This is a genomic window from Paraglaciecola sp. (assembly GCF_039943935.1).
Classification (GTDB): Bacteria; Pseudomonadota; Gammaproteobacteria; order Enterobacterales; family Alteromonadaceae; genus Paraglaciecola.
Map to the genome: position 1 here is coordinate 58,351 of NZ_JBDUZQ010000023.1, position 24,629 is coordinate 82,979.

Annotated in this window: 24 protein-coding genes and 1 tRNA gene; 13 read left to right on the forward strand and 12 right to left on the reverse strand. The window is 38.8% G+C overall.

Going from position 1 to position 24,629, the window contains the following annotated elements; translation table 11 throughout:
• Positions 1-70: 70 nt before the first annotated feature.
• A complete protein-coding gene (gloB, locus tag ABJD71_RS15130; RefSeq protein ID WP_348171175.1) occupies positions 71-841 on the reverse strand; it encodes a hydroxyacylglutathione hydrolase in 771 nt (256 codons plus the stop codon).
• Positions 842-888: 47 nt separating this feature from the next.
• On the opposite strand from gloB, the gene ABJD71_RS15135 reads away from it, so the two are divergent.
• Positions 889-1,653 (forward strand): methyltransferase domain-containing protein, encoded by a 765-nt coding sequence (locus ABJD71_RS15135; protein WP_348171179.1) that lies wholly within the window; start codon positions 889-891, stop codon positions 1,651-1,653.
• An 8-nt stretch (positions 1,654-1,661) separates the two neighbouring features.
• On the opposite strand, the gene ABJD71_RS15140 is transcribed toward ABJD71_RS15135, so the two are convergent.
• Positions 1,662-2,135: a nuclear transport factor 2 family protein gene (locus ABJD71_RS15140; protein WP_348171182.1), complete on the reverse strand. Its 474-nt coding sequence runs from the start codon at positions 2,133-2,135 to the stop codon at positions 1,662-1,664.
• A 240-nt stretch (positions 2,136-2,375) separates the two neighbouring features.
• Here ABJD71_RS15140 and ABJD71_RS15145 point away from each other — a divergent pair, with 240 nt between their 5' ends.
• Positions 2,376-3,017 (forward strand): hypothetical protein, encoded by a 642-nt coding sequence (locus ABJD71_RS15145; RefSeq protein WP_348171186.1) that lies wholly within the window; start codon positions 2,376-2,378, stop codon positions 3,015-3,017.
• Entirely contained in the window at positions 3,010-3,795 is a 786-nt protein-coding gene (locus tag ABJD71_RS15150; protein WP_348171189.1) for a DUF3307 domain-containing protein, read from the forward strand. Before ABJD71_RS15145 ends, ABJD71_RS15150 begins: the two co-directional genes overlap by 8 nt.
• A 69-nt stretch (positions 3,796-3,864) precedes the next feature.
• Here ABJD71_RS15150 and metG read toward each other — a convergent pair whose 3' ends face one another.
• Positions 3,865-5,892, reverse strand: coding sequence for a methionine--tRNA ligase (gene metG / locus ABJD71_RS15155; protein ID WP_348171192.1), 2,028 nt, complete (start codon positions 5,890-5,892; stop codon positions 3,865-3,867).
• 251 nt (positions 5,893-6,143) lie between these two features.
• On the opposite strand from metG, the gene dcd reads away from it, so the two are divergent.
• From dcd to ABJD71_RS15180, 5 genes are all read left to right on the forward strand, one after another.
• Entirely contained in the window at positions 6,144-6,734 is a 591-nt protein-coding gene (dcd, locus tag ABJD71_RS15160) for a dCTP deaminase (RefSeq protein WP_348171195.1), read from the forward strand.
• A 61-nt stretch (positions 6,735-6,795) separates the two neighbouring features.
• Positions 6,796-7,422: a flavin reductase family protein gene (locus ABJD71_RS15165; protein ID WP_348171198.1), complete on the forward strand. Its 627-nt coding sequence runs from the start codon at positions 6,796-6,798 to the stop codon at positions 7,420-7,422.
• A gap of 94 nt (positions 7,423-7,516) precedes the next feature.
• Positions 7,517-7,593, forward strand: a tRNA-Pro gene (locus tag ABJD71_RS15170).
• A gap of 362 nt (positions 7,594-7,955) precedes the next feature.
• The gene (locus tag ABJD71_RS15175; protein WP_348171201.1) at positions 7,956-9,191 is read left to right on the forward strand and encodes a hypothetical protein; all 1,236 of its coding nucleotides are present in this window, start codon (positions 7,956-7,958) and stop codon (positions 9,189-9,191) included.
• Positions 9,192-9,382: 191 nt separating this feature from the next.
• Positions 9,383-10,267: an alpha/beta fold hydrolase gene (locus tag ABJD71_RS15180; RefSeq protein WP_348171204.1), complete on the forward strand. Its 885-nt coding sequence runs from the start codon at positions 9,383-9,385 to the stop codon at positions 10,265-10,267.
• A gap of 65 nt (positions 10,268-10,332) precedes the next feature.
• Here the strand turns inward: ABJD71_RS15180 and ABJD71_RS15185 are convergent, their stop codons facing one another.
• Positions 10,333-12,222 carry an EAL domain-containing protein gene (locus tag ABJD71_RS15185; protein WP_348171207.1) on the reverse strand — a complete coding sequence of 630 codons (1,890 nt, stop codon included), beginning with the start codon at positions 12,220-12,222 and terminating at the stop codon, positions 10,333-10,335.
• 203 nt (positions 12,223-12,425) lie between these two features.
• On the opposite strand from ABJD71_RS15185, the gene ABJD71_RS15190 reads away from it, so the two are divergent.
• A complete protein-coding gene (locus ABJD71_RS15190) occupies positions 12,426-12,767 on the forward strand; it encodes a 5-carboxymethyl-2-hydroxymuconate Delta-isomerase (protein WP_348171210.1) in 342 nt (113 codons plus the stop codon).
• 367 nt (positions 12,768-13,134) lie between these two features.
• Here the strand turns inward: ABJD71_RS15190 and fur are convergent, their stop codons facing one another.
• From fur to ABJD71_RS15220, 6 genes are all read right to left on the reverse strand, one after another.
• On the reverse strand, positions 13,135-13,554 hold the full coding sequence (fur, locus tag ABJD71_RS15195; protein ID WP_348171212.1) for a ferric iron uptake transcriptional regulator: 420 nt from the start codon (positions 13,552-13,554) through the stop codon (positions 13,135-13,137).
• 127 nt (positions 13,555-13,681) lie between these two features.
• Positions 13,682-14,206, reverse strand: a complete 525-nt coding sequence (gene fldA / locus ABJD71_RS15200) for a flavodoxin FldA (RefSeq protein WP_348171215.1) — start codon at positions 14,204-14,206, stop codon at positions 13,682-13,684.
• Between the two features lie 57 nt (positions 14,207-14,263).
• On the reverse strand, positions 14,264-14,473 hold the full coding sequence (locus ABJD71_RS15205; RefSeq protein WP_348171218.1) for a DUF2788 domain-containing protein: 210 nt from the start codon (positions 14,471-14,473) through the stop codon (positions 14,264-14,266).
• 110 nt (positions 14,474-14,583) lie between these two features.
• Entirely contained in the window at positions 14,584-15,291 is a 708-nt protein-coding gene (locus ABJD71_RS15210) for a transporter substrate-binding domain-containing protein (protein ID WP_348171220.1), read from the reverse strand.
• Positions 15,292-15,432: 141 nt separating this feature from the next.
• Positions 15,433-16,212 carry an alpha/beta fold hydrolase gene (locus ABJD71_RS15215; RefSeq protein WP_348171223.1) on the reverse strand — a complete coding sequence of 260 codons (780 nt, stop codon included), beginning with the start codon at positions 16,210-16,212 and terminating at the stop codon, positions 15,433-15,435.
• A gap of 130 nt (positions 16,213-16,342) precedes the next feature.
• A complete protein-coding gene (locus tag ABJD71_RS15220) occupies positions 16,343-17,980 on the reverse strand; it encodes an electron transfer flavoprotein-ubiquinone oxidoreductase (protein WP_348171947.1) in 1,638 nt (545 codons plus the stop codon).
• Between the two features lie 429 nt (positions 17,981-18,409).
• On the opposite strand from ABJD71_RS15220, the gene ABJD71_RS15225 reads away from it, so the two are divergent.
• Entirely contained in the window at positions 18,410-19,159 is a 750-nt protein-coding gene (locus tag ABJD71_RS15225) for an electron transfer flavoprotein subunit beta/FixA family protein (RefSeq protein WP_348171226.1), read from the forward strand.
• Positions 19,159-20,085 (forward strand): FAD-binding protein, encoded by a 927-nt coding sequence (locus ABJD71_RS15230; RefSeq protein ID WP_348171229.1) that lies wholly within the window; start codon positions 19,159-19,161, stop codon positions 20,083-20,085. Before ABJD71_RS15225 ends, ABJD71_RS15230 begins: the two co-directional genes overlap by 1 nt.
• 76 nt (positions 20,086-20,161) lie before the next feature.
• On the opposite strand, the gene ABJD71_RS15235 is transcribed toward ABJD71_RS15230, so the two are convergent.
• Both ABJD71_RS15235 and ABJD71_RS15240 read right to left on the reverse strand, forming a co-directional pair.
• The gene (locus ABJD71_RS15235) at positions 20,162-20,470 is read right to left on the reverse strand and encodes an isoamylase early set domain-containing protein (protein WP_348171232.1); all 309 of its coding nucleotides are present in this window, start codon (positions 20,468-20,470) and stop codon (positions 20,162-20,164) included.
• A gap of 290 nt (positions 20,471-20,760) precedes the next feature.
• Positions 20,761-21,735, reverse strand: a complete 975-nt coding sequence (locus ABJD71_RS15240; protein ID WP_348171235.1) for a helix-turn-helix domain-containing protein — start codon at positions 21,733-21,735, stop codon at positions 20,761-20,763.
• Positions 21,736-21,892: 157 nt separating this feature from the next.
• Here ABJD71_RS15240 and ABJD71_RS15245 point away from each other — a divergent pair, with 157 nt between their 5' ends.
• On the forward strand, positions 21,893-23,710 hold the full coding sequence (locus ABJD71_RS15245) for an acyl-CoA dehydrogenase (RefSeq protein WP_348171238.1): 1,818 nt from the start codon (positions 21,893-21,895) through the stop codon (positions 23,708-23,710).
• Positions 23,711-23,742: 32 nt separating this feature from the next.
• Positions 23,743-24,507 carry an SDR family oxidoreductase gene (locus tag ABJD71_RS15250; protein ID WP_348171241.1) on the forward strand — a complete coding sequence of 255 codons (765 nt, stop codon included), beginning with the start codon at positions 23,743-23,745 and terminating at the stop codon, positions 24,505-24,507.
• The last annotated feature ends 122 nt before the right edge of the window (positions 24,508-24,629 follow it).

The window sequence follows — 24,629 nt, forward strand, 5'->3', positions numbered from 1 at the left end:
TAGTTTGTTGTTTGTCACTTCTAGCCAACTAGTTTGCTATACGTAAACAGACAGCTGGTTATGTTACTAATTAAAAATTGTCTTTCCAATGCCTTAATGAGGCAAATACTGTTTCTTCTGATGTTAATAGTGCCTCTTTATGTTTGCTGACACTTGTTATTACTGTATTCATATCGCAGCGTAAAAATGGGTTTATATTTTGCTCCTTTTCTATGGTTGAGGGTAAGGTTGGCAAATTATTGATACGCTGTTGTACTGCCCAATTTTCATATTCGACAAGTGCTTGGTTATCTGGTTCCACTGCTTTTGCAAACTTAATATTGGCTAACGTGTATTCATGGGTACAAAATACTTTAGTTTCTCTGGGAAGGGCGGTGAATTTTGCTAACGATTGAAACATTTGTAACGGAGTTCCTTCAAAGAGCCTGCCACAACCGGCAGAAAATAGTGTGTCACCACAAAATAAGCTGCCTTCGCCATAGTAAGTTATATGGTCTAATGTGTGTCCGGGCACTTCCATAACAGACAAGTTATGCTTTAAATGAGGAAGTTCGATGTGGTCGCCGTCTTTTAGTCGTTGGGTTATTTGTTGTATTTTAGGATTTTGAGGCCCGTATACAGGGATATCGGGATAGCTTTGTAATAATGTGTCAATCCCTCCAGTGTGGTCGCTGTGGTGGTGTGTGATGAGTATCGCTACTAAGGTTAATTGTTCATCTTTACAATATTCAATGACTGGAGTTGCATCACCAGGATCAACAACTACACAATATTGTTGATTGTGTATGCTCCATATGTAATTGTCTTCAAAGGCTGAAATGGGATGAACATCTAAACTCACGGTGTAACTCCTAAACAAATTAATATTTTTAGAGTACCATAAATTGTATGAAATCGGCGTTAATCACAACTAGCCCTAGTCGCCCAGAATCATGGCGAGACTTGCCAGTGGGTGACGATATAAAAATTTTGATTGAATCTGAGATTGAAGAGATTAGCCGAACATTTTTTGGTTATCACTTGGTGCGGCTTGGTAATTTAAGTAGTGAAATTGAGCTTAAATCTTGCCCTATTAAGCATCAGGTTAATATCACACCAAACAGTCTTAGCCATTCCAGCATTATTGCTAAAGCCTCTTCGTTACCTATTACTGAAAACAGTGTTGATGTTTTTATATTAGCTAACGAGTTGGACTTTTCTCGCGATCCTCATCAAGTATTACGAGAGGTAGACAGGGCTATTATACCTAATGGTTATGTGGTGATAACAGGTTTTAATCCTTTTAGTATAAGCGGCTTATGTAAGTATTTACCCATTAACAAGGGTAATGTTTTGCATGAAGCTCGCTATTTTAGTTGCGCGAGAGTTAAGGATTGGTTGCAACTTTTGGGGTTTGAAATTATTGATGTTAAACATTTATTATTTAATGAATTGTTTTTTAATCGTAACCTCAAGCCTGCATCTAAGTTAAGTTTATGGTGTCAGCAGTATTTATCGGCATTAACTACCATGTATATAATAGTGGCCAGAAAGCGAGAAATCCCGCTATCTATGATTAAGCCAAAATGGAAAACATCTAAATTTCCTTCTGTAAGGGTCAGTGTCAGTCGTGGGGCTATGCAAATCGAGTCACCCTTAAAAAAAGAAAAATAAGAGACGCTTTATAATCCCAAATCACTCAGGCTTGGGTGTTCGTCTGGTCTGCGTCCTAGTGGCCATAAAAATTTTCGTTCAGATTTCTTTATAGCTAAATCATTAATACTGGCATAACGCTTTTGCATTAAACCTTGTGCATCAAATTCCCAGTTTTCATTACCAAATGAGCGATAGTATTGGCCTGAATCATTATGCCATTCGTAAGCGAACCTGACCGCAATGCGATTTGCAGTGTACCCCCATAATTCCTTGATTAGTCTGTAGTCGTGCTCAGTTGCCCACTTTTTAACTAAAAATGCATGGGCTTGCTCTCTTCCTTTTGGAAACTCATTACGGTTGCGCCATACGGTATCCTCACTATAGGCTAGAACTACTTTATCTGGGTTACGGCCATTCCAGCCATCTTCTGCCATGCGAACTTTTTGCTTAGCAGTTTCTTCTGTGAAAGGTGGCAAAGGTGGACGGGCTATTTCAGTCATGATGATTCCAAGTAGTATAAATACATAGTAGACAGGTCTGTCTTGCTGATGTTGATGCTACATATTTGAATTGAGCTTGTCTACTGCCCAGTAAGTAAAATATTAACAAGTCGATAGTTGAGTATGTTACCTAAAATAGTAACTTTTATAAAAGTTCCCAAATAGAGTAACATTGTAAAATGTTACCTTATATAGTAACTTTGTGGCGGGTTTAAATAGATATAGCGTGGCGAAATTGGTATGAGTAACAACTCAATCGGAGTGGTAACAGGTGATATTGTTGGCTCTCAAAAGATTAAATCAGAAAATTATGACAGCATGTTACATACATTAGAGAGTACTTTAGCTATGTTAAAGGCCCATTACAATATGAGCTTTGAAACATATCGTGGTGATGCTTTCCAATGCATATTTGATAACCCTATAGAGGCAATAAAATCAGCCATTATTATTCGGTTAGCCCTTAAAGCTGTCAGCCCTTCTTTTGATGTGAGGCAAAGTATTGGTATTGGCGAGGTGACCTCTAGACGTTTAGATATAAAAACTTCAACTGGTGAAGCTTTTACCTTGTCAGGTAAAGGCTTAGATACAATAAAAGGTAACTTAATTACAGTCGCCACGAATAACTCAAGCTTTCAGGTAAAAGTGGGGTTGTTAACTAAGTTCTTAGATAATCTTTTAAGTGACTTAACTATTATTCAATCCGAAACATTATTACGTTATGTCACTTCTGAAGATAAGTCTCATGCGGCTTTAGCGGCCTCTCTGGGTAAAACTCGTAGTAACATTACTAAACTGCTATTAGCTAGTCGTTATCAGCTTGTAGATGAATATTTAAGCCATATTGCTGCGTGTTATGAAGAGGAGTTTGCCCATGTCTGAGATAAGTATATTAGTGACTTTGATATTAGTTCATATATTGAGTGACTTTTACTTACAGCCCAATACTTGGGTGGCTGAACGTAACCTTACACACCATAAATCTCATGCTTTGTATAAGCATGTTGCCGTTCACGGTTTGCTTTCTTTTGGTGTTTTAGCCTTGTTAGGTAGCTCAGGTTGGTTATTAAATCTTGTATATTGTAGTGTGATTGTTGTTAGTCACTTTATCATTGATCTGACGAAATCATATGCTAGAAAAACCACTATGAACTTTGTTTTAGACCAGCTAGCGCATATGTTCGTCTTAGTTTTATTGTGGACTTGGGCAAGTGGTAAACTCACAGAGTTTTGCGCGTTGTATCAAACGATAAGCTACAAGCATTTAACCCTAGTTGTTGCGTATCTTATTATTTTAAAACCAACATCTATTGTGATGACCATGATTTTAGCCCCGTGGACAAAAGAGTTAAAACGAATAGAGGAGGTAGAAAAAGCTGCGCAACAAGATACAAATAATAGTTCACTAGAATCTGCGGGCATGATGATTGGCTACTTAGAAAGGTTACTTATTTTAACCTTCATTGTGTTAAACCAATTTTCGGCCATTGGCTTTTTGTTAGCGACTAAGTCTGTTTTTAGATTTGGAGATTTAACTAACGCACAAGGCAAAAAGTTAACAGAATATGTGATGTTAGGAACGCTGACTAGTTTTGCTATTACTATTTTTGTGGGATTAATAGCAAGTGCAATTGTAAGCAGTCTACCGATTGGAAAATAGTAGACGCCACAACGTTAACATTACCACAGCCCTTATAGGCTGTGGTAATTAGGCCAAAAGTAAAACTACTTATTTAACTTTCATACCCGGTTGTGCGCCATCTTCTGGATTAAGTATCCATAAGTCTTCACCACCAGGGCCAGCAGCTAACACCATGCCTTCTGACAATCCAAAGCGCATTTTACGAGGGGCTAAATTAGCCACCATAACCGTCAATTTACCTTCTAACTCTTCCGGTTGATAAGCTGATTTGATTCCAGCAAATACTTGTCGCGTTTCGCCGCCTAAATCTAACTCTAAACGTAACAGTTTATCGGCTTTTTCTACATGTTCAGCTTTAGTAATGCGGGCAATACGTAAATCGATTTTAGCGAAATCTTCAAAGCTTATGGTGTCGCCAATAGGATCTTTGGCTAAAGGACTATTTGGGTCAAGGGTTACCGTTGGCGCTAGGTTTTCTTTTGAATCATCAATCATGGCGTTAACCTTATCCATATCTACTCGTTGCATTAAGGCTTTAAATTTATTGATGCTGTGGTCGGTTAACACCGTTTGAGTACTTTCCCAAGCCAATTCATCATTTAAAAATATTTCTGACTGCTGCGCCAATGTAGGGACAACAGGCTTTAAATATGTCACTAGAATACGAAACAAGTTGATGCCCAATGAGCATACATCGTGGGTAAATTGCTGTTTAGTTTCATCTTTAATTGTTACCCAAGGAGCATTGGCATCAATAAATTGATTGGCTTTATCTGCTAAGGCCATTATTTCGCGAATAGCTTTATGATATTGACGTTTCTCAAATGCAGTGGCAATGCTGGCTTCTGCCTGATGAAACTCAGCGACTAGTTCAGGCTCAAGTACATTAGTGGATAACTTGCCATCAAAACGTTTTGTGATAAAGCTAGCACAGCGACTAGCGATATTCACGACTTTACCCACTAAGTCTGAGTTTACCTTTTGTGCAAAATCTTCAAAGTTGAGGTCAATATCGGTGACTGCATCACTTAGTTTTGACGCAAAGTAGTAACGTAAATACTCAGGATTTAGGTGATCTAAATACGTGCGCCCTTTAATAAAGGTGCCTTTAGATTTGGACATTTTAGCACCATTTACAGTGACAAAACCATGAACGTTAACACCTGTTGGTTTTCTAAAGCCTGCACCCTCTAACATGGCAGGCCAAAATAAACAGTGAAAGTAAGTAATGTCTTTTCCAATAAAGTGATAAAGCTCCGCATCCGAGTCTTTACCCCAGTACTCATCAAAATCAAGGCCGTTTTTATCACATAGGTTTTTGAAACTCGCCATGTAACCCACAGGGGCATCTACCCATACATAAAAGAATTTGCCTGGAGCATTTGGTATTTCAAAACCAAAGTAAGGTGCATCACGGCTGATATCCCACTGCTGCATCCCTTCTTCAAACCATTCTTTTAGTTTGTTGGCGATCTCTGGTTGGATGGCATCACTCTGTAACCATTCTTGTAACATGTTTTCAAATTGAGGTAAGTCAAAAAAGTAATGTTCTGAATCACGTAAAATAGGCTCAGCACCTGATACCACTGACTTTGGGTTAATAAGCTCAGTAGGATCGTAGGTTGCACTACATACGTCACAACTGTCGCCATTTTGATCTTCTGCGCCACACTTAGGGCATGTACCTTGCACAAACCGATCAGGTAAAAACATTTCTTTTTCAGGGTCAAACAGCTGACTAATAGTACGTTTACTAATAAAACCCGCATCATTTAAGCGGTTGTATACTAATTCACATAACTCTTTGTTTTCATCCGAATGGGTCACATGGTAGTTATCGTATTTAACACCAAAATCGACTAAGTCTGCATGATGTTCATCACGGGTTTGCGCCACCATTTGTTCTGGTGTAATCCCTAACTGTTGGGCTTTGAGCATAACAGGTGTGCCGTGGGCATCGTCCGCACAAACGCTATAACAGTTGTGACCACGCATTCGTTGAAATCTAGTCCAGATATCGGTTTGAATATGCTCTAAAAGATGACCTAAATGAATAGAGCCGTTAGCATAGGGAAGGGCGCTGGTAACTAGAATTTTGCGAGTTTGTTCAGACATGGTCACTTATGTTTATTGAGTTTTAAAAAAGGTCGCAAATAGTAGCGAAAATACCTGATCATTGCATTACGAAATTGCATTGGTGATGAATAATTTTAATCATTATCTAAAAAGTGGCACAAAATATTACTTAGTGATAAAAATGTCATAAAAATTATTACCTTAAAGCTGGGTAAATGGCGTAAGCTCTCTGCAAAGAGTAAAACGGCATACAGCCTAATTTAACACCACACAATAAAGAATCAGACGCTATGCGCTTATGTGATAAAGATATTTACAAACATTTATTAGATGGAAAAATTAAAGTATCTCCTCAACCCGCTTATGAAGAAATAAGTGGCGTAACAGTTGATATGAGATTGGGGAATAAATTTAGAGTGTTTGAAGACCATCAAGCACCGTATATTGATTTAAGCGGCCCTAAAGCTGAAGTTCAAGCGGCACTAAATAATGTCATGAGTGATGAAATTGAGATTGCTGACGATAAAGCCTTCTTTTTACATCCTGGTGAGTTGGCATTAGCTGTAACCTTTGAGTCTGTTACCTTACCTGCCAATATTGTTGGCTGGCTAGATGGGCGCTCTTCATTAGCGAGGTTAGGGTTAATGGTCCATGTTACTGCCCATAGAATTGACCCAGGCTGGGCTGGTAATATAGTGTTAGAAATATTCAATAGCGGTAAATTACCTCTAGCTTTGAAACCGGGAATGAAAATCGGTGCAATAAGCTTTGAGGTATTATCTGACTTTGCAGAAAAACCTTACAACGCTAGATCTGATGCAAAATATAAAGATCAATCAGGTGCAACCGCCAGTCGTATAAGTGCTGACGACAAGTCTTAGCATTCAAAATCACTCTATGGAGTGAAACATTTGTTTCTTATTGTATATTTAAAAGACTGTAATGCCGAATAATTCACATTTCTACCAACCTAAAGATGGTCATCAATTACTTCATGATCCTTTTAGTGCCATTATTGCTCCAAGGCCAATTGGTTGGATCTCAACAAAGAGCAAAGCGGGGGCTGTAAACCTTGCGCCCTATAGCTTTTTTAATGCTTTTAATTACTCCCCTCACATTATTGGCTTTTCAAGTTTAGGGTTTAAAGACAGTGTCAAAAATGCAGAGGAAAGCGGAGAGTTTTGTTGGAACTTAGTCACAAAACCTTTGGCTGTAGCTATGAATAAAACGAGCATGTCTGTCGCCCCAGACGTTGACGAATTTAAGCTTGCGAAGCTAACGAAAGGTGCCTCAAAGGTTATTGACGTGCCATATGTGGCAGAAAGCCCTGTGGTAATGGAATGCAAAACCTCACAGGTTGTGCAGTTACGATCTGCCAAAGGTGAAAATAGCCAAACATGGTTAGTGCTGGGTGAAGTGGTTGGAGTACATATTGCTCAAACCGCATTAAAAGATGGTGTTTACGATACTGCGGTCATGGAGCCCGTGATGAGAGCTGGTGGTATGGGTGATTACTACACGGTAAGTGAAGAACAAAAGTTTGAACTATTAAGACCTAAATCAAATTAAGTACATTCTTGGCTAAGGATTGTGCAAACAAAACTGATTACAGTGATTTAGCATTGCAAATCTAGCTAATTTGAGTAAACTGCGCAGCTTCGGTCGGTGTGTAGCGCAGCTTGGTAGCGCACTTCGCTGGGGGCGAAGGGGTCGTAGGTTCGAATCCTATCACACCGACCATTTAATAAGTTTTCCCATTTTCATATATCACTTCAAAGCTCAGGCTGAAGGGTAGCGGCAATCATCGACTGGGGTCGAGGGTTCGAATTCTATCCAGCTGATCGATTCTACTTTTTCCAATTTCTTAATTAGTACACTGTAATTAAGAATAAAAAATAAGCTGTTTTTTGTGTCTATTAACTTTTATAGCAGCTGCTTCAATTGATTATTTCCGGCTTTTTTCGAACTTACTCCAGCTTTTTTTATGTGTAACTCATCGCAGATCGGCCATTGTGCGGTGTAATCTAATCTTAGCTGTCATATTCTTACAGATTATAATGAGATTTACTTTTAGTTAATTAGATAATCAGGAGTGTTTAAGCATGTTTGCTGTTCAAAATTTGTCAATTAATGTCCGAGTATTTGGATTTTTCATGTTGTCACTCTATAGTGCTGAGACTTTGGCTGAAACCACTCAAATAAAGGTGAATGAGCAATCTAGCTTAACTTCAGTTGAGAGTTACCCTATAGAGAACGTGAGTCATACGGTACCACAATTTAAGGTTGATGCAGGATGGCCAGACATGCCAGCAACCTTGTTGATGGGGCAAGTGCCCGGGTTAGCATTAGATAAGCATGATAATGTATGGGTGTTACACCGCCCAAACTCTTTGAGCAGAATTGATTTAGGTCTAACGAATAAATCAGGCCTTTGCTGCGAGGCAGCTCCGCACGTGTTGCAGTTTTCACCTGATGGGCAACTATTAAATTCTTGGGGCGGACCAGATAAAGCTCCTGTCATTGATGGTCAAAACCAATGGCCAGCCACTGTCCATGGTTTATATGTGGATGATGAAGATACTGTATGGTTGGGTGGTAATGGTAAAGGCGATCATGTGGTGCTCAATTATACCCAAAAGGGGGAGTTCATACGTCAGTTTGGACGTCGTGGTGAGACTGACGGTAATTTAAGTGAAAGTACTTTAGGCAACCCTGCAGATATTTTTCATGATACTGAATCTAATCGAGTGCTTATTGCAGATGGTTACATAAATAAGCGAGTGACCGCTTTTGACTCTAAAGATGATACTTTTGAGCAACTTTGGGGAGGGTATGCTAGTTTGCCTGGTGGTGGTACCCGCGATGGCGCATTTGATGTATCTCAAGCTGTTTCAAGTGCTGATAAAAATAGTGTCACAGCAGAAAATTTTGGCGACATTGTACACTGTGTGGTGCAGTCAGATGATGGCAGAATTTATGTATGCGATAGAAAAAACAATCGTCTACAAGTATTTAAAATGAATGAGTCAGGCAAAGTGGAATTTTTACAAGAAGTGATTATAGCCGAAGATACCGGCGGAGTTGGCAGTGCTACCGATGTTGATTTTTCGCCGGATAACAAATACATGTATGTGGCTGATATGATGAATGGGCGCATATGGGTACTATGGCATGATACTTACGAAATTTTAGGGAGTTTTGGTAGACCTGGTCGATATCCTGGCCAATTCACTTGGTTACATAGTGTGGTGGTTGACAGTGAAGGTAACTTGTATACATCTGAAGTTAATACGGGTAGAAGAGTGCAAAAGTTTGTACTAACAGGGTTTACTAAATAACCAAAGTACTACATGAACATTAGCTGCAAGACCCATATTTTTCTACTTTGCGGGCAACACTGCGTAGGATTAGAATATCCAGCAACCTTTAATGCACCTAATTAATTGAGTTTACAATTCAAAATGAATTCTTTTATGAGTGATTTCCAGAACTAAGATTAAACAATAATAATAAAAAGGTATCTATGAAAATGAATAAATTTTGTGGCGTTTTGTTAGCGGGATTTAGTCTCAGTATTGTGTTTTTAAGTTGTAGTGCTGCGTCTAAGGTCGTCATGAGTTCAACTTTAAAACCGTCATCAGTTTTCACTAAAGATCTTGTTTTAAGTACTGGCGCCACTGCAACCTTAGAGAAACCAAATTGTAAGGTTAAGTCTGCGGTTTTATTAATCCATGGCTGGGTTGGCCAAAAGAATGAAGTGGGTGATTTATATAAAGACTTGGCTCAACAATTACATAACAACTGTATAGCATCACTGAGGTTCGACGTAAGAGGAGAGTCTGAGAGAGAAAAAAGTAACTTTACACTAACTAGTACATTCAAAAGTAGGATGGAGGATACAGAGGCAGCCTTGAAGTATTTAAAGAGCCAACTTCCTACATTACCATTAGTAGTCGTCGGTTTTAGCCTTGGAGGAGCAACCGCTTTGGAGTTAGTGAGCCGTCATCCTAAAACCTTTGAAGGAGTGGTTTTATGGTCTAGCGCGTTAAATCCTAATGAGATTGTTACACAACCTAATTTTTATGCCGCGGTTAGAGGCGCAATTGATGAGGGGGAAAGTTTACTAAAAGAACCTTGGGCTGATTTAATATTTACCCGCGAGCATGTTTTGGGGATGTTAGGGTATAACCCCATTCGCAACTTAAGCGAGTTCAAAGGCCATCTGTTAGCTGTTCGTGGTACCGACGATTATTTACCAGCCCATGAAAAAACGATTTTTGAAGCGAGTATGGCTGTTACCGAAGATGTATATTATTTAGGCGGAGCGGATCATATTTTTAATGTACTTGAGCCTGAAAAAAGTCAAAAACATAAGGTACTAAAATTAACGTTACAGTGGATAACAAGCTTGTAGTGATTTGACTATACGTATCTAAGGGCAGAGCAAGAAAAAAATAGTGTTGATTTTTTAAAAGTAAATTATATTTTCTTTAAGTATTCTGATAACACATCTTCCGGTATTGGTTTTGACCAAAAGTAGCCTTGTCCGAATTCACAGCCCAGTGCCATTAATTTACTTAGTGTTTCTTCATCCTCTATGCCTTCTGCTACCGTTTTTAAGCCCAAACTACTGGCCATGTTGATGATTGCTTTAACAATTGAGTCGTCTTGTTCATCGTTGTTGAGAGAGCTAATGAAGGATCGGTCTATCTTTAACTTTCTTGCGTTAAATTCTCTCAAATAGCCGAGGTTCGAGTATCCTGTTCCAAAGTCATCAATAGCTATTGATGCACCTAGTTGGCTTAATCCATTGAGTTGCTTATCTATTTGATTCTTATCATCTATGAGGAGTGACTCGGTTAGTTCGAACTCTAAAGCTTCTGGTGGTAAATTAGCCTTTTGTAATGCTGTCTCTATTGTATTTTGTAAATTTCCATCTCTAAATTGAATGACTGAAAGGTTTATTGCCACCCGCAGCTTGTGATGACCTTGTCGTCTTTGTCTTGCACAAAATGCGCAAGCTTCTTGTATTACCCATGCACCTAGCTCATTAATTAGTCCACTACTTTCTGCTAGAGGAATAAACTGCTCTGGGGTAATAATACTGCCATCTAATTGTGGCCACCGTAGTAAAGCTTCAACCGTTATAACCTCACCACTTTTAATATTGACCATAGGTTGATAATAGAGCGTGAATTGTTTCTCAGTAATGGCTGGCCGCAATCTTTGTAACAATTTAAACTTTTCATCACTGGCTTTATCTAGACTGTTATCGTAGAAGTGCAAGGTACTTCTACCTGCTTCTTTAGCTTTATACATAGCAATATCTGCCTTGCGGCAAAGCTGTTTAAAGTTTGCTCCATGAAGTGAGGTGCATGCAATCCCCAAAGAAGCAGAAACGGTAACTTGAGTATGTTGAATGTTGAATACCGCCGAGCATTGGTTTATTAGCTCGTTTGCTAATTTAGTGAGATAGGGTAAACCATTTGAATGCGGGGCTAAAACCAAAAACTCATCTCCGCCAAATCGAATTAAATGCTGATTCGGTTGTAATGTTTCTGTTAGCCGCAGGGCTAGTTCTTTTAATAACTGATCACCTGCGACGTGCCCCAAAACATCATTGACGGGTTTGAAGTTGTCTAAATCAAAAAATAGTAAGGCTAGTTCTTGTTGATTTTTATGACAGTTTTTTAGTGATTGTCTAAATAAGACTTCGCCGTATAAGCGATTAGGTAAATTAGTTAAGGGGTCATGGTGAGCTAAATGTTGAATTTTACGTTGGCTCTCTTGAACTTTAGTATTTTCTCTATGTAATGATAACATTAGACGTTTTATATCTCGGACTAATATGTAAACGCTGAACCCTGTGACGATGAATATAACTAAAGTGAAAATTAAGTGAGACCAGCTCAGAATTGGTACATTTGGCGTTATGATGTTACTGAGTGTTAACCAAGCCAACAAAATACATTGGAGTATTGTAAACACAAGCATCGAAAGAAATAAGCCGCCACCTCCTAAAATTGCTGCAAAAATGAGTAAACTCGGGTATCCAAGAATTGCCAAGTCGAGCAAGCCAGCGCCAGTTAATGCGAGTGAAAATAACATTGCCGTTAAAGAACCGAGTAGTATGTAGGCCGAAGCCATTACTTTTTGTTTATAGGCAAAATAAACTGAGACGAGTAAACAAGTAAGTCCTATCGCCAAAATGACTAACGTGATGTTTATAGCAACCAACATTGAAGCGATTAAACTTAAAGAGCTCACAATGCTTACCTGCATTAGTCTATGGCGGCGAATATCACCAAATACATCTTTATCATTTATGCTGTAACGATTGCTTTTTTTTAAGCCGAAATGCTGAGTCATTGTTCATTAATTGTCATGTTGTTTTACAAAATTACAATACTCGAAGGTCTATCGCAATGGAGATTTGGTGTGGCGTTAATACATTTGTTTAGTTAAATATAACTTAGGTGCTTATAATTTTTATTTAACCTTGTTACTTATAACGTTCATTGTTCGGGTATAATTTAAAAATACACCATCATTAATTTAAAGGAATTCGCAACATGCCAAATTTTGTAATTGAACACAGTGGTTCATTAACTAATCAAATTGATGCTGACACTATTATGGATAAAGTGTTTGCTGGCGCTAAAAACAGCGGTCATTTTCCGCCAGAGGCAATAAAAATTCGTGTAGAGCCTCGCCCTGAGTTTAGATTACATGATACATCAAAGGATTTTTTGCACGTATCCGCTCATATTTTGAGTGGCCGCACGGATGAGCAAAAAAGTGAAATATCCAATTCAGTTCTTAATGAATTAAAAGCGTTAGTATTGACTAGTGTTTTTGTCTCGGTAGAAATTGTGGATATCCACCGAGCTAGTTTTGTTGATCATACCTTTTAAGGTGTGCGGTTTGTGATAATAGGCTACAAGCAAGCAGTACTTTGCCTTTTTTAAAGGTGAATGATTAGGAAGCGTGATACCTCCAGAGCCAACACTAATATGTTTAGTTACCGCCCCAGATGCCATGAACCTCTTATTGAGCTTGCTATCTAACATATACCGTGATGTTCAGTATACTAAACTTTATCATGGTTGGTTTCTTTATCTTAATGGTCAGCTTTTGTGAGTTTTATTAAGCAATATTTATATCGCCACTTTCAGGTATTTGAACAAGGTCAATAATTGAGAAAGGACCATTTAGGAAGGTAGATGTGCCTTGTTGGGTTTCTAACAGAAAAATGCCGCTTAAAAGCGGCGTTATTTAACGTTATTCTTCGTCACAATCTTCATTACATTCACCATATAGATAAAGGCTATGATGTGTTAGCTTCATATTGTGACGTTCGGCAATAGCTTTCTGACGTTCTTCGATTAACTCATCTTCAAATTCGATTACTTTGCCACATTTTAAACAAACGAGGTGATCGTGATGCTCTTTATGGCTAATTTCGAATACTGATTTTCCACCTTCAAAGTGATGACGGTTCAAAATACCAGCATCATCAAATTGGTTAAGTACCCGGTATACGGTTGCTAACCCTATTTCTTCACCTTGTTCAATCAATATTTTGTAAACGTCTTCAGCACTAATATGTTGATTTTGAGGTAGTTGCAGTATTTCGAGTATTTTTAAGCGTGGTAATGTGATTTTCAAACCCGCTTTTTTTAATTCTTTATTTTGATCCATGAGCTTACTTACAGATAGAGTATGTGGACATTATAGGTGACCTATTCTGATTTAAAAGGCATTCCTGAGTATTTGTGTTAAGTATTTAACAAAACATTAAAAAAAGGAGCCGTAGCTCCTCTATTATTTAACTTAATTCAGCTAAGCATAATTCTTCGTTAATTTGCTTACACCAAGCTTTAACACGCTCTTCAGTAAGCTCTGGTTGTCTATCTTCATCTATTCCTAAGCCCACAAAGTGATTTTCGTCAGCCATACCTTTAGAGGCTTCGAAGTCATAACCGTCAGCAGACCATTGACCTACTAGTATTGCGCCTTTAGCTTCAACAATGTCCCTAACCATACCCATGGCATCAAGAAAGTACTCTGCATAGTCTTCTTGATCACCACATCCGAAAATGGCAACAAGTTTGTCTTCAAAATTGATTTGTTCGAGTTCTGGAAAAAAGTCATCCCAATCGCACTGGGCTTCACCATAATACCAAGTGGGTATTCCAAAAAGTAGAAGATCAAACTCAGCAATATCTTCTTTACTACTTTTTGCTATGTCATGAACATCGATAAGGCTTTTGCCTAATTCTTTTTGGATCATTTTCGCAATATGTTCAGTATTGCCTGTGTCACTGCCAAAAAATAGACCTACACTTGCCATCAGTCGTTTTTCCTCTACGTCAATCTTATCTATATGTTAAGTCAGTTGTAAGCGGGATTAACTTTCAATAACCCACTGCATCACACCTTTAAATATGAAGCCTAATGCTCCTAAAAATAACACAAAGTACACTACTAATTTACCAATTGTGGGTACCTTGTTTTTCTTTAATACGTCGTGTACGACATACGCCATAAGCAAAAATAGTCCTATTAGCGTTACGTCTAGCGCGAAGGCTTCTATTTGTTCGTAATATTCGCTTAGCATAAGTCTTACCTACTCTTGCTCAGTATCCGATTTTTCGGGCGCATACTAGCACAGAGTGGTTTTTTATGAAAATGATTCGAGCCTTAAAAAGAAGATAATGGCTTCAGATGTTAAGGCGTTAACTTGTTTTTTACATGATGTTCTAGAGATGCGATGAGACGGCCATCTTTTTGCATGATGGCAATTGTGTCGTCAAGCTGTTTTTTTAATTCGCTCAACTCTGACCTTAAGATTATTTCTGTGTGTGTTTCGTCAGTTGGCATGGGAGAAGTATAGAATGTATAATTTTTAAAGTCGCCTGAGGTCATAATGTTAACGGCATTAAACTCATTCATTATGGCGAACTCACAGCGACCAGCAATCAGCATATTTACTATTGATATTTGTGATCTTGAGTCTACTCTTTCGATAATACCGTTTGCTGACATATTGGTTAAACTAGGGTAGACATAATTCTCACGAGTACAGATTTTACTATTCTCAATACTAAGTAAGTTGAAGTTCTCTTCGAATGGTTGCACTTTATACAAAAACATTCTGTGGCTGAACAAAGGGGTACTCGCGATAACCTTTTCTGGGTGGGATAGCCAAACCTTACTCAACAAAAAAGCATCAATTTTTCCTGCATAAATTAAGGGTTCGTTACGGGCTCTATGTGAGTCTACATACTCAACCGAAATGCCATACATTTTAGAGGCTTCTTGGATAACATCATTGATTAAACCTACATAAGTATTTGTTGTTTCATCAAGATACAGATAAGGAGGTGCGCCAGGGCTATTCACTGCAAATTTATAAGTTTGTGAGGCCTCTAACATTTGAGAGCTAATCGAGGCGAATATTAATATTAAGTAAGACAATAAATAATGAGTCTTCAGCGTAATTCGCCTTATTGAGGATGGTTTAATTTTGGTAACTAAGTCGATATTTAGACAATAACAGTACATTGTTCTCATAGCTTATGGATGCGAATCGATAAATGCTGAAACTATCTCAAAACATAAGTTTGGCTCTTCAGCATGGAGCCAATGCCCGACACCTTTGATCATTTTAGATTGGCTGTTAGGAAATAGTTCTAACGTTGCAGCTTTATGCTCACTTAGTAGATAATCAGACCGCTGGCCTTTAATAAATAAAACAGGACCTGGATAAGGTATATTTGATTCAATTGCAGCTGATAACCTTAGATAATCTCGCTGCAATAAATTTAAATTAAATCGCCAATGCCAACTCTCATCTTGACTATATAAACTCTTTAGTAAAAATTGCCTCACGCCACTTTCTACAATATGTTGACTCAATAATAACTCTGCTTGCTTGCGGCTTTCTAAATGATGTAAATCAATAGCATTTAGCCCTTCGAAAACATTATCGTGCCTTGGTGAGTAACTCACTGGTGCAATATCGAGTATGGCCAAATGTTTAACTAAATCTTGTGACGTTAGGGCTATTTTCATAGCTACCTTTCCACCTAAAGAGTGACCCAATAGAGTGACCTGGCTAATGCCCAATTCAGTAATTTTTTGGCGGATTAACTGAGCATAACTTTCAAAACTGAAAACCTCCGTAAAATCTGATTTGCCATGATCAGGAAGATCTACGCACAAAACTTGAAATTGTCCGGTAAAGAGCCGTCGTAAACCAGATAGGTTATCTAAATTGCCGAATAATCCATGAATTAATACTATCCAAGGTTTACTGGGATCGTTTGAGTGAACTTGGTAATTAACTGAGGGCATAACAATAATTGTAATAACTAAATATTGAGTCTTAGTGTAGAAGGATAATTACGCACTAGATTAAAAGCAACAAAACCAACAAATAAATTGAGTGCAACTCATTTGTTGGCTTTCATCCTTTTGAGCTATGTTACATATTTGGGTAATTGGGGCCACCTCCTCCCTCTGGCACAACCCAGGTTATATTCTGGCTGGGATCTTTTATGTCACATGTTTTACAGTGAATGCAGTTTTGTGAATTTATTTGAAAACGTTTTTCTCCAGCTTCATTTTTAACTATTTCATATACACCTGCGGGGCAATATCTTTGTGAGGGTTCATTAAATTTAGTGAAATTAATAGTAAGAGGAATACTCTTATCTTTTAATTTTAGATGGCAAGGTTGTCCTTCTTCGTGGTTAGTATTGGACAAATATACTGAAGAAAGCTTATCGAAACTCAGCACTCCATCTGGTTTAGGGTAGTCAATTTTGTTTGTTTCACCTGTCAATTTCATATCATGATGGTCTTCAACATTGTCTATGAAGTTAAAAGGTAACCTGCCATTAAGCCAGTTTTGGTCTACTGTATTGTAGGCTCCCCCCATAATTGTGCCTAGTTTATGTAAAACCGGACCAAAGTTGCGGGAATTAAATAATTCATCGTAAAGCCAAGAGTGTTTAAACTTCTCAGTGAACACGGCTAAATCTTGAGATTCAGGAGTCTTACTGTCACTTAGTACTTCCATCAAGGTTTCAGCCGCAATTAAGCCTGACTTCATTGCTGTATGGTTGCCTTTGATTTTTGAAAAATTTAACGTGCCGGCGTCACAACCAACTAATAATCCACCTGGAAAGGTCATTTTGGGTAACGAATTGAATCCTCCTTTGGCAATGGCTCTTGCACCATATGATACTCGCTTGCCGCCTTCGAGATACTGTTTGAAAATGGGGTGATGCTTGAGGCGTTGGAATTCATCAAAAGGACTTAGGTGTGGATTGCTATAATTAAGATCGACTATTAGTCCTACAAAGACTTGATTGTTTTCACTATGGTATAAATAGGAACCGCCTGTCGCATCATTAAGCGGCCAACCTGCTGTGTGAACCACTAAACCTTCTTGGTGTTTTGCAGGTTCAATATCCCAAATTTCTTTGAAACCGATTCCGTAGTGTTGTGGTGATTTCCCTTTGTCTAAATTAAAATTTTTAATTAGCTGCTTGCCAAGGTGGCCTCGGCAACCTTCAGCGAAAACTGTATATCTAGCTTTCAACTCCATGCCAGGCATAAAAGAATCTTTTGGTTCGTCGTTTTCATCAAGCCCCATATCACCTGTAATTACACCGCCCACGCTACCATCTTGATTGTAGAAAACCTCAGAGGCTGCAAAACCCGGGAATATCTCCACTCCGAGTTGCTCGGCTTGATCTGCTAACCAGCGACACATATTGCCCATGCTTGCAATATAATTGCCTTCATTGTGCATGGTCTTTGGTGATAAGAAGCCTGGGATTTTAATGCCCTTTTGCTCGTTATTTAACCAATAGATATCATCTTGAGTCACGGCGGTGTTAAGTGGTGCGCCTTTATCTTTCCAGTCTGGAAACAACTCATCTAGAGCACGGGTTTCGAAAACAGCTCCAGATAAAATATGAGCTCCGACTTCAGAGCCTTTTTCAACAACACAAACCATGAGTTCTTGTTCTTGTGTTTGAGCCAACTGCATCAATCGGCAAGCTGTAGACAAACCTGCAGGGCCAGCACCGACTATAACTACGTCAAATTCCATCGATTCTCGTTCCACTTTTATGTCCTCTTTTATACTTAACTATTCATGAAAAAAATATTTAAACCTATTAACTATAAGTCTTGTTTACTTCTATTTTGTTGTAATTTTCGATTCATCTTCATTAGTACTAATTTAAAGACATAACAGTAAAGTTATTTAAAACCACAATATTAAAAGCCTGCCGATACGGTTTATTTTGTTTTAAATCAATGACTTGATTTTTTGTATTGAGTGTTCTAATTGTTTTAACTTACCGTTTAAAATTACTCTTTAATGTAATGATACCTGCAAATATGTTGCGTAAATACTGTATTTTTGATGATAAAAGGTTAATTTGACGTAAAGATTCGTTCAAAGTAAATTAATTACATCCTAATGTGGGAGGTATGACCACTCACTTAACACTGACATCCTGATATAGAGGTCAACATGAAAATATTAGTGCCGGTAAAGCGAGCTATTGATTACAACGTGAAGGTAAGAGTAAAACCTGATAATAGTGCTGTAGACCTTACAAATGCCAAAATGTCTATTAACCCATTTTGTGAAATTGCCGTCGAAGAAGCTGTAAGGCTTAAGGAAAAAGGTATAGCGACTGAAATCGTGGTGGTATCAATCGGTGATAAGGCTTGCCAAGAACAAATACGTACGTCCCTTGCTCTTGGAGCAGATAGAGGCATACAAATTGATACACCGGACACACTAGGCTCATTGCAGGTAGCAAAACTATTGCAAAAAATTGTTGAAGAGGAAAGTCCAGAGCTAGTGATTTTAGGTAAGCAGTCCATCGACTCTGATAATAACCAAACAGGGCAAATGTTAGCAGCTTTGACTGGTATGCCCCAAGGAACGTTTGCCTCAGATGTCGAAATAACTGAAGGCAAGGTGAAGGTAACAAGAGAAATAGATGGTGGTTTACAAATGGTTGAGTTGACCTTACCCGCAGTCGTCACTACCGATTTGAGGCTAAATGAACCTCGCTATGCCTCCTTACCAAATATCATGAAGGCCAAGCGTAAACCGTTAGTGGTTAAACCCGCAGCTGATTTTGGTATTGCATTGTCATCTGGCGTGAAAATATTGAAAGTAGAAGCACCAGCCCAACGCCAAGGTGGTACTAAAGTCGCAGATGTGGCTGAGTTGATAGAAAAATTAAAGAATGAAGCGAAGGTGATCTAATGACTATTCTAATATTTGCAGAACATGATAACGAGCAGCTAAAAACAGAAACCCATAAGTTAGTCCATGCAGCTGCACAAATTGGTGGAGAAATTCATTTATTGGTTGCCGGAGCAGGGTGTGATGCAGTGGCGGAACAAGCATCAAAATTAGCCGGAGTCACAAGAGTATTAGTTGCTGATAGCTTAGAATATGCTCACCAAATGGCTGAAAATATCGCGGAGTTAGTGATTGAGTTAGGTAAGGATGCGAGTCACATAATGGCTGCAGCCACAACTACAGGTAAGAATTTCATGCCCCGTGTTGCAGCCTTGTTAGATGTATCTCAGATATCTGATGTTATCGAGGTTGAGAGTGCTGATACTTTTGTAAGACCAATATATGCAGGCAATGCTATTGCCACTGTACAGTCTTCTGAGGCGATTAAAGTGGTTACTGTAAGAACTGCAGCTTTTGATGCGGTCTCTGAGGATGGCTCAGCTCCAGTTGAGGCATGTTTGGTAGTGAAGCCTTTAGAAAAATCAGGGTTTGTGTCAGCAGAGCTAACAGAATCAGAAAGACCCGAACTTACTGCGGCAGATGTGATTATTTCCGGTGGGAGAGGGATGCAAAATGGCGAGAACTTTAAGTTATTAGACGGCATTGCAGATAAACTCGGTGCAGCTATGGGGGCTTCTCGTGCGGCAGTTGATGCGGGGTTTGTTCCTAACGATATGCAAGTTGGTCAAACAGGCAAAATAGTTGCGCCTAACCTTTATATTGCAGTCGGTATTTCAGGCGCTATCCAGCATTTAGCGGGTATGAAAGATTCAAAAGTTATTGTTGCTATAAACAAGGATGAAGATGCACCTATCTTTCAAGTTGCTGACTATGGTTTAGTTGGTGATTTGTTTGATGTGTTACCTGAACTTGAAGCTGCTCTTTAGTTTTTAATAATATTAAACGACGATAGGTCAGCTATCGTCGCTTTTTTGGTACTAAATAAATCCCTACCTCATGTCATTAAACTGTAACGACTGAATTATCTTCAAAAGATAAAGGCGAAGGAATGTAAGCATCAGCTTCCCAGTCGTTTTCCCATGCTGAATCATCTAATAAATACCTAAACTCATAATTTGAATCTTTGGGTAAGTTTACCGTTGTAGTGAACCCACCATTTTTGAGTTTTTTCATTGGGGTTGAAGCGCTATCCCAATTGTTGAAGTCTCCCACTAAGCAAACAGTCTCTGCTGCTTTGGCTTCTTCTTTAGATAACTTAAATGTTACCTTGCAAATTGCTTTTGATTTTAAGTACTGTTTTTTAAATGCCATGTCATATCTCCTGAAGTAACAAAATAAAAGTGTAAAATTAAAACAAATTAACGTTATCTTCAGTTGCTTCGTCTTGGTGCGGTTTGTTTTTGTTAGTGCAACTGTATTTTTAGTTTACTGGGCAATAGAATAATACTTAATTTAAACAAACTGTATGAAATTCATGCAGTTAATTGGTCACTTGCCTGATACCTGTAAATATTCCCGTCTCATGTAGTGTAGCCTCTGAGATGTTTATTTACCATAGTGCAAAAAGTATGCAAAGTTAACTCATGTAAGTGCACAGAGTGTTAGCGTTTAAATTTTTTAGCATATTGACTTGGTGATAAACCAGTATGTTTCTTAAAGAGCCTAGTAAATGAACTTAAATCTTCGTATCCCACTTGGTTAATGATCCTTTCAATACTGTCTTGGGTGGTTTCTATAAATCGTTTGGCAGCTTCGATACGTAAAGTTTGAATATAGTTTATCGGTGTTTGGTCTGTTGCTTTTTTAAAGCGTCGATTAAATGTACGGGCACCTATATTCACTAAAGCTGGTAGTTGGTTAATGGATATTCTGTTGTTGAAATTATTTTCTAACCATTCCTGTACGTAAAGTATGTCTGGATCTTGATGATATTTCTTAGATCTCAGAGTTGCGTAGGCTGCTTGTTCACCTCTACCTATATCAATGACATGGGCTTTTGCTGTGGTGGTGGCGACGTCATGGCCGCAATACCTTTCGATTAACAATAATGCTAAATCAAACCATGCCATGCCTCCACCTGAGCAGTGTATATTGCCATCTGAAGTGATCATTTTTTCAGAGCAAAGGTTAATATCAGGGTATCGTTGACTAAATATATCAGCGTAACCCCAATGAGTCGTCGCATCTTTGTTTTTTAAAACTCCTGCTTCTGCTAATAAAAATGCACCGCTGCAGTTACTCGCTATATCGGCATTGTTACTGAAGTGCTTGTTAATATGGGCTAGTAAAGCTCGGTTATTATTAAGGACTGTAATTAACTCACCTCCTATAGTTGGCACCAGTAATAGGTCTGTTTCGTCCACTTCTTCAATGGCGATATGACTCGTCAGTTCAATTTGGTTGATACATTTTACAGGCCGCTTTTTTATCGAAGCAATTTGTACATCAAAGAAAGGCGTTGGTGCTTCCCCAGACATACGTTGCCAAGTTACACCCGCTAAAGCAAACAAGTCTAAGGCGCCAGTTATCGCACTAGCATAAGCTTGATCGAATCCCAGAATAGTTACTTTAAACACTCTTAATAAACCTCTTGATTAGACATAAATAATGATGGCTTATAGCTGTCACTAATGACCATTAATATGTCATATCTGCCAATGATAGCCAACTTATAATTTTGCGATTCTTTAGCAAGTTAAATTTAATCAGTTTGGTGACAAACAAGGTTTTTATATGAGTAATGAGCTGGTAAAACGTAGAGAGTTGTCTTTTCAATTGTTTGAACTATTAGATACGAATGCGCTTTGTGAGCGAGAACGTTTTAGCGAACACAATCGTGAGACTTTTGATGCGGTTATGGATATAGCCGAAAAGATAGCTACCGAAAAATTCGCAACACACAATGCGAAAGCAGATGCTAACGAGCCTACCTTTGATGGTGAAAAGGTAACTATGATCCCTGAAGTTCAAGAGGCGTTTGATGCCTACGTTGAATCGGGCTTAATTGCTGGCAGGTTTGATTTTGATGAGGGGGGAATGCAGCTTCCTGAAACCATCATGACGGCCTGTGCAGGCTACTTTATGGCTGCAAACCCATCAAGCACAGGTTATCCATTTTTAACTGTGGCTGCCGCCAATGTAATACGTAACTTTGCTTCAGTAGATCTCAAAAATGCTTTTATGCCTCGTATGTTAACCGGTGAGTTTACTGGGACTATGGCACTAACTGAGCCCCATGCGGGTTCGTCATTAGCTGATATTCATACATCTGCTAAAAAACATGCAGATGGTAACTACCGTATAAAAGGTAACAAAATCTATATATCCGGCGGTGATCATGAGTTGTCTGACAACATAGTTCACCTAGTTTTAGCGAAAATCCAAGGTGCACCAGCTGGCGTCAAAGGTATTTCACTGTTTGCTGTTCCTAAGTTTCGTTTAGATGATGCTGGAAATCCAGCTGAACGTAATGATGTGTCACTTGCCGGTCTTATTCATAAAATGGGGTATAGAGGAACCACTTCTACCGCTTTAAGTTTTGGTGCAAAAGACGATTGCCACGCTTACTTAATTGGTGAAGAGCATCAAGGATTACGTTATATGTTCTTGATGATGAACGAAGCTAGGTTAGGAGTCGGTTTTGGCGCTGCAATGATTGGCTATAGCGGTTATCAATATTCTTTAGAGTACGCAAAAGAGCGCACTCAAGGTCGAGTCGCTCCTCATAATAAACCCACTGATGCGCCTGCTACCATTATTCAACATGGCGATGTAAAACGTATGTTGTTAGCGCAAAAATCCTATGTGGAAGGGGGCATGGCTTTGTGTTTTTACGCTGCCCGCTTGGTCGATGATGCGCACACTTTGGTTGATGATAGTGCGAAAAAACAAGCATCTGAATTACTCGATCTATTAACTCCTATCGTAAAAGCTTGGCCCTCTGAGTTTGGTCCTAAAGCGAATGACTTAGCAATACAGGTACTAGGTGGCTCAGGTTATACCCGTGAATATCCAGTGGAACAATGTTGGCGAGACAACCGCTTAAATCCGATTCATGAAGGTACTAATGGGATTCAGGCTTTAGACTTACTCACCCGTAAACTATGGCAAGCAAATGGTGCGGGACTGGCATTATTACAAGGACGTATGCAACAGGACTTTGGGGCGGTTACAGGGCAAGTGAGCAAACAATTAATTGCCAAGTTGCAACCATACCTACAACAGATGCAGGGGTTAATACCTAGTTTAGGAGCAAGCTTACAGTCTGAACAACAAGCTATTTTATTAGCCAACGCTACATGTTTTATGAATATATTTGGTCAGATAGTGATGAGCTGGATGTGGATACGTCAAGCGAATATTGCAGAAGTATCGTTGTCCAAATTGGCAGATAGCAAAGAAGAAAATCAACAAGATGTGGATTTCTATAATGGCAAAATTCAGGCTGCAAAATACTTCGTACATTGGGAATTACCCTTAGTACAACGAGACATTACGCTTCTTATTGATATGGATGATAGCTGTAGTGATATGCAAGCTGATTGGTTTTAACAGATTAATAATAAATACAAACAGGACACGTTATGAAAAAAGATATGTTTGATTTAACAGGAAAGGTTGCATTAGTAACAGGTGCAAGTCGTGGTATCGGTGAGTCAATCGCCAGACTTTTAGCGGCCTACGGGGCGCAGGTTATAGTATCCAGTCGTAAAGTCGATGGCTGTGAAGCCGTCGCTGAGAGTATTCGAGAAGAGGGCGGTGACGCTGTTGCTATGGCTTGTCATGTGGGAGAAATGGCGCAAATAGATAATATATTTTCGGAAATTAACGAGCAATTTGGTCGCTTAGATATACTTGTAAATAATGCAGCTGCTAATCCATACTTTGGTCATATTTTAGATACTGACTTGGCAGCATATGATAAAACGGTTGATGTGAATATTCGTGGTTATTTCTTTATGTCTACCGCCGCAGGTAAAATGATGAAGCAGCAGGGGGGAGGCGTGATTTTAAATACGGCTTCTGTAAATGGTATTTCTCCAGGTTTGGGTCAAGGAATTTATTCTATTACCAAAGCTGCGGTTATTAGTATGACTAAAGCCTTTGCAAAGGAGTGTGGTTCACTGAATATCAGAGTAAACGCGTTATTGCCGGGATTAACCGAAACCAAGTTCGCATCCGCTTTAACGGGTAATGATAAAATATTAAAAACAGCATTGATGCAAATACCTTTGGGTCGAACGGCACAGCCTGATGAAATGGCAGGAACTGTTTTGTATTTAGTGTCAGATGCATCAAGTTATACCACTGGCACGACTGTGGTGGTTGATGGTGGTTATCTAAGTTAATTTTACGCTATAGAAATAAAAACAGCGGCTTTTAGCCGCTGTTTTTATTTATGGGTTAGGATAATGAGCCCTGTTTTTTCTAGAGGGGTAGTTTCGGGGCCAATGGCTAGGTAGCTCATTGA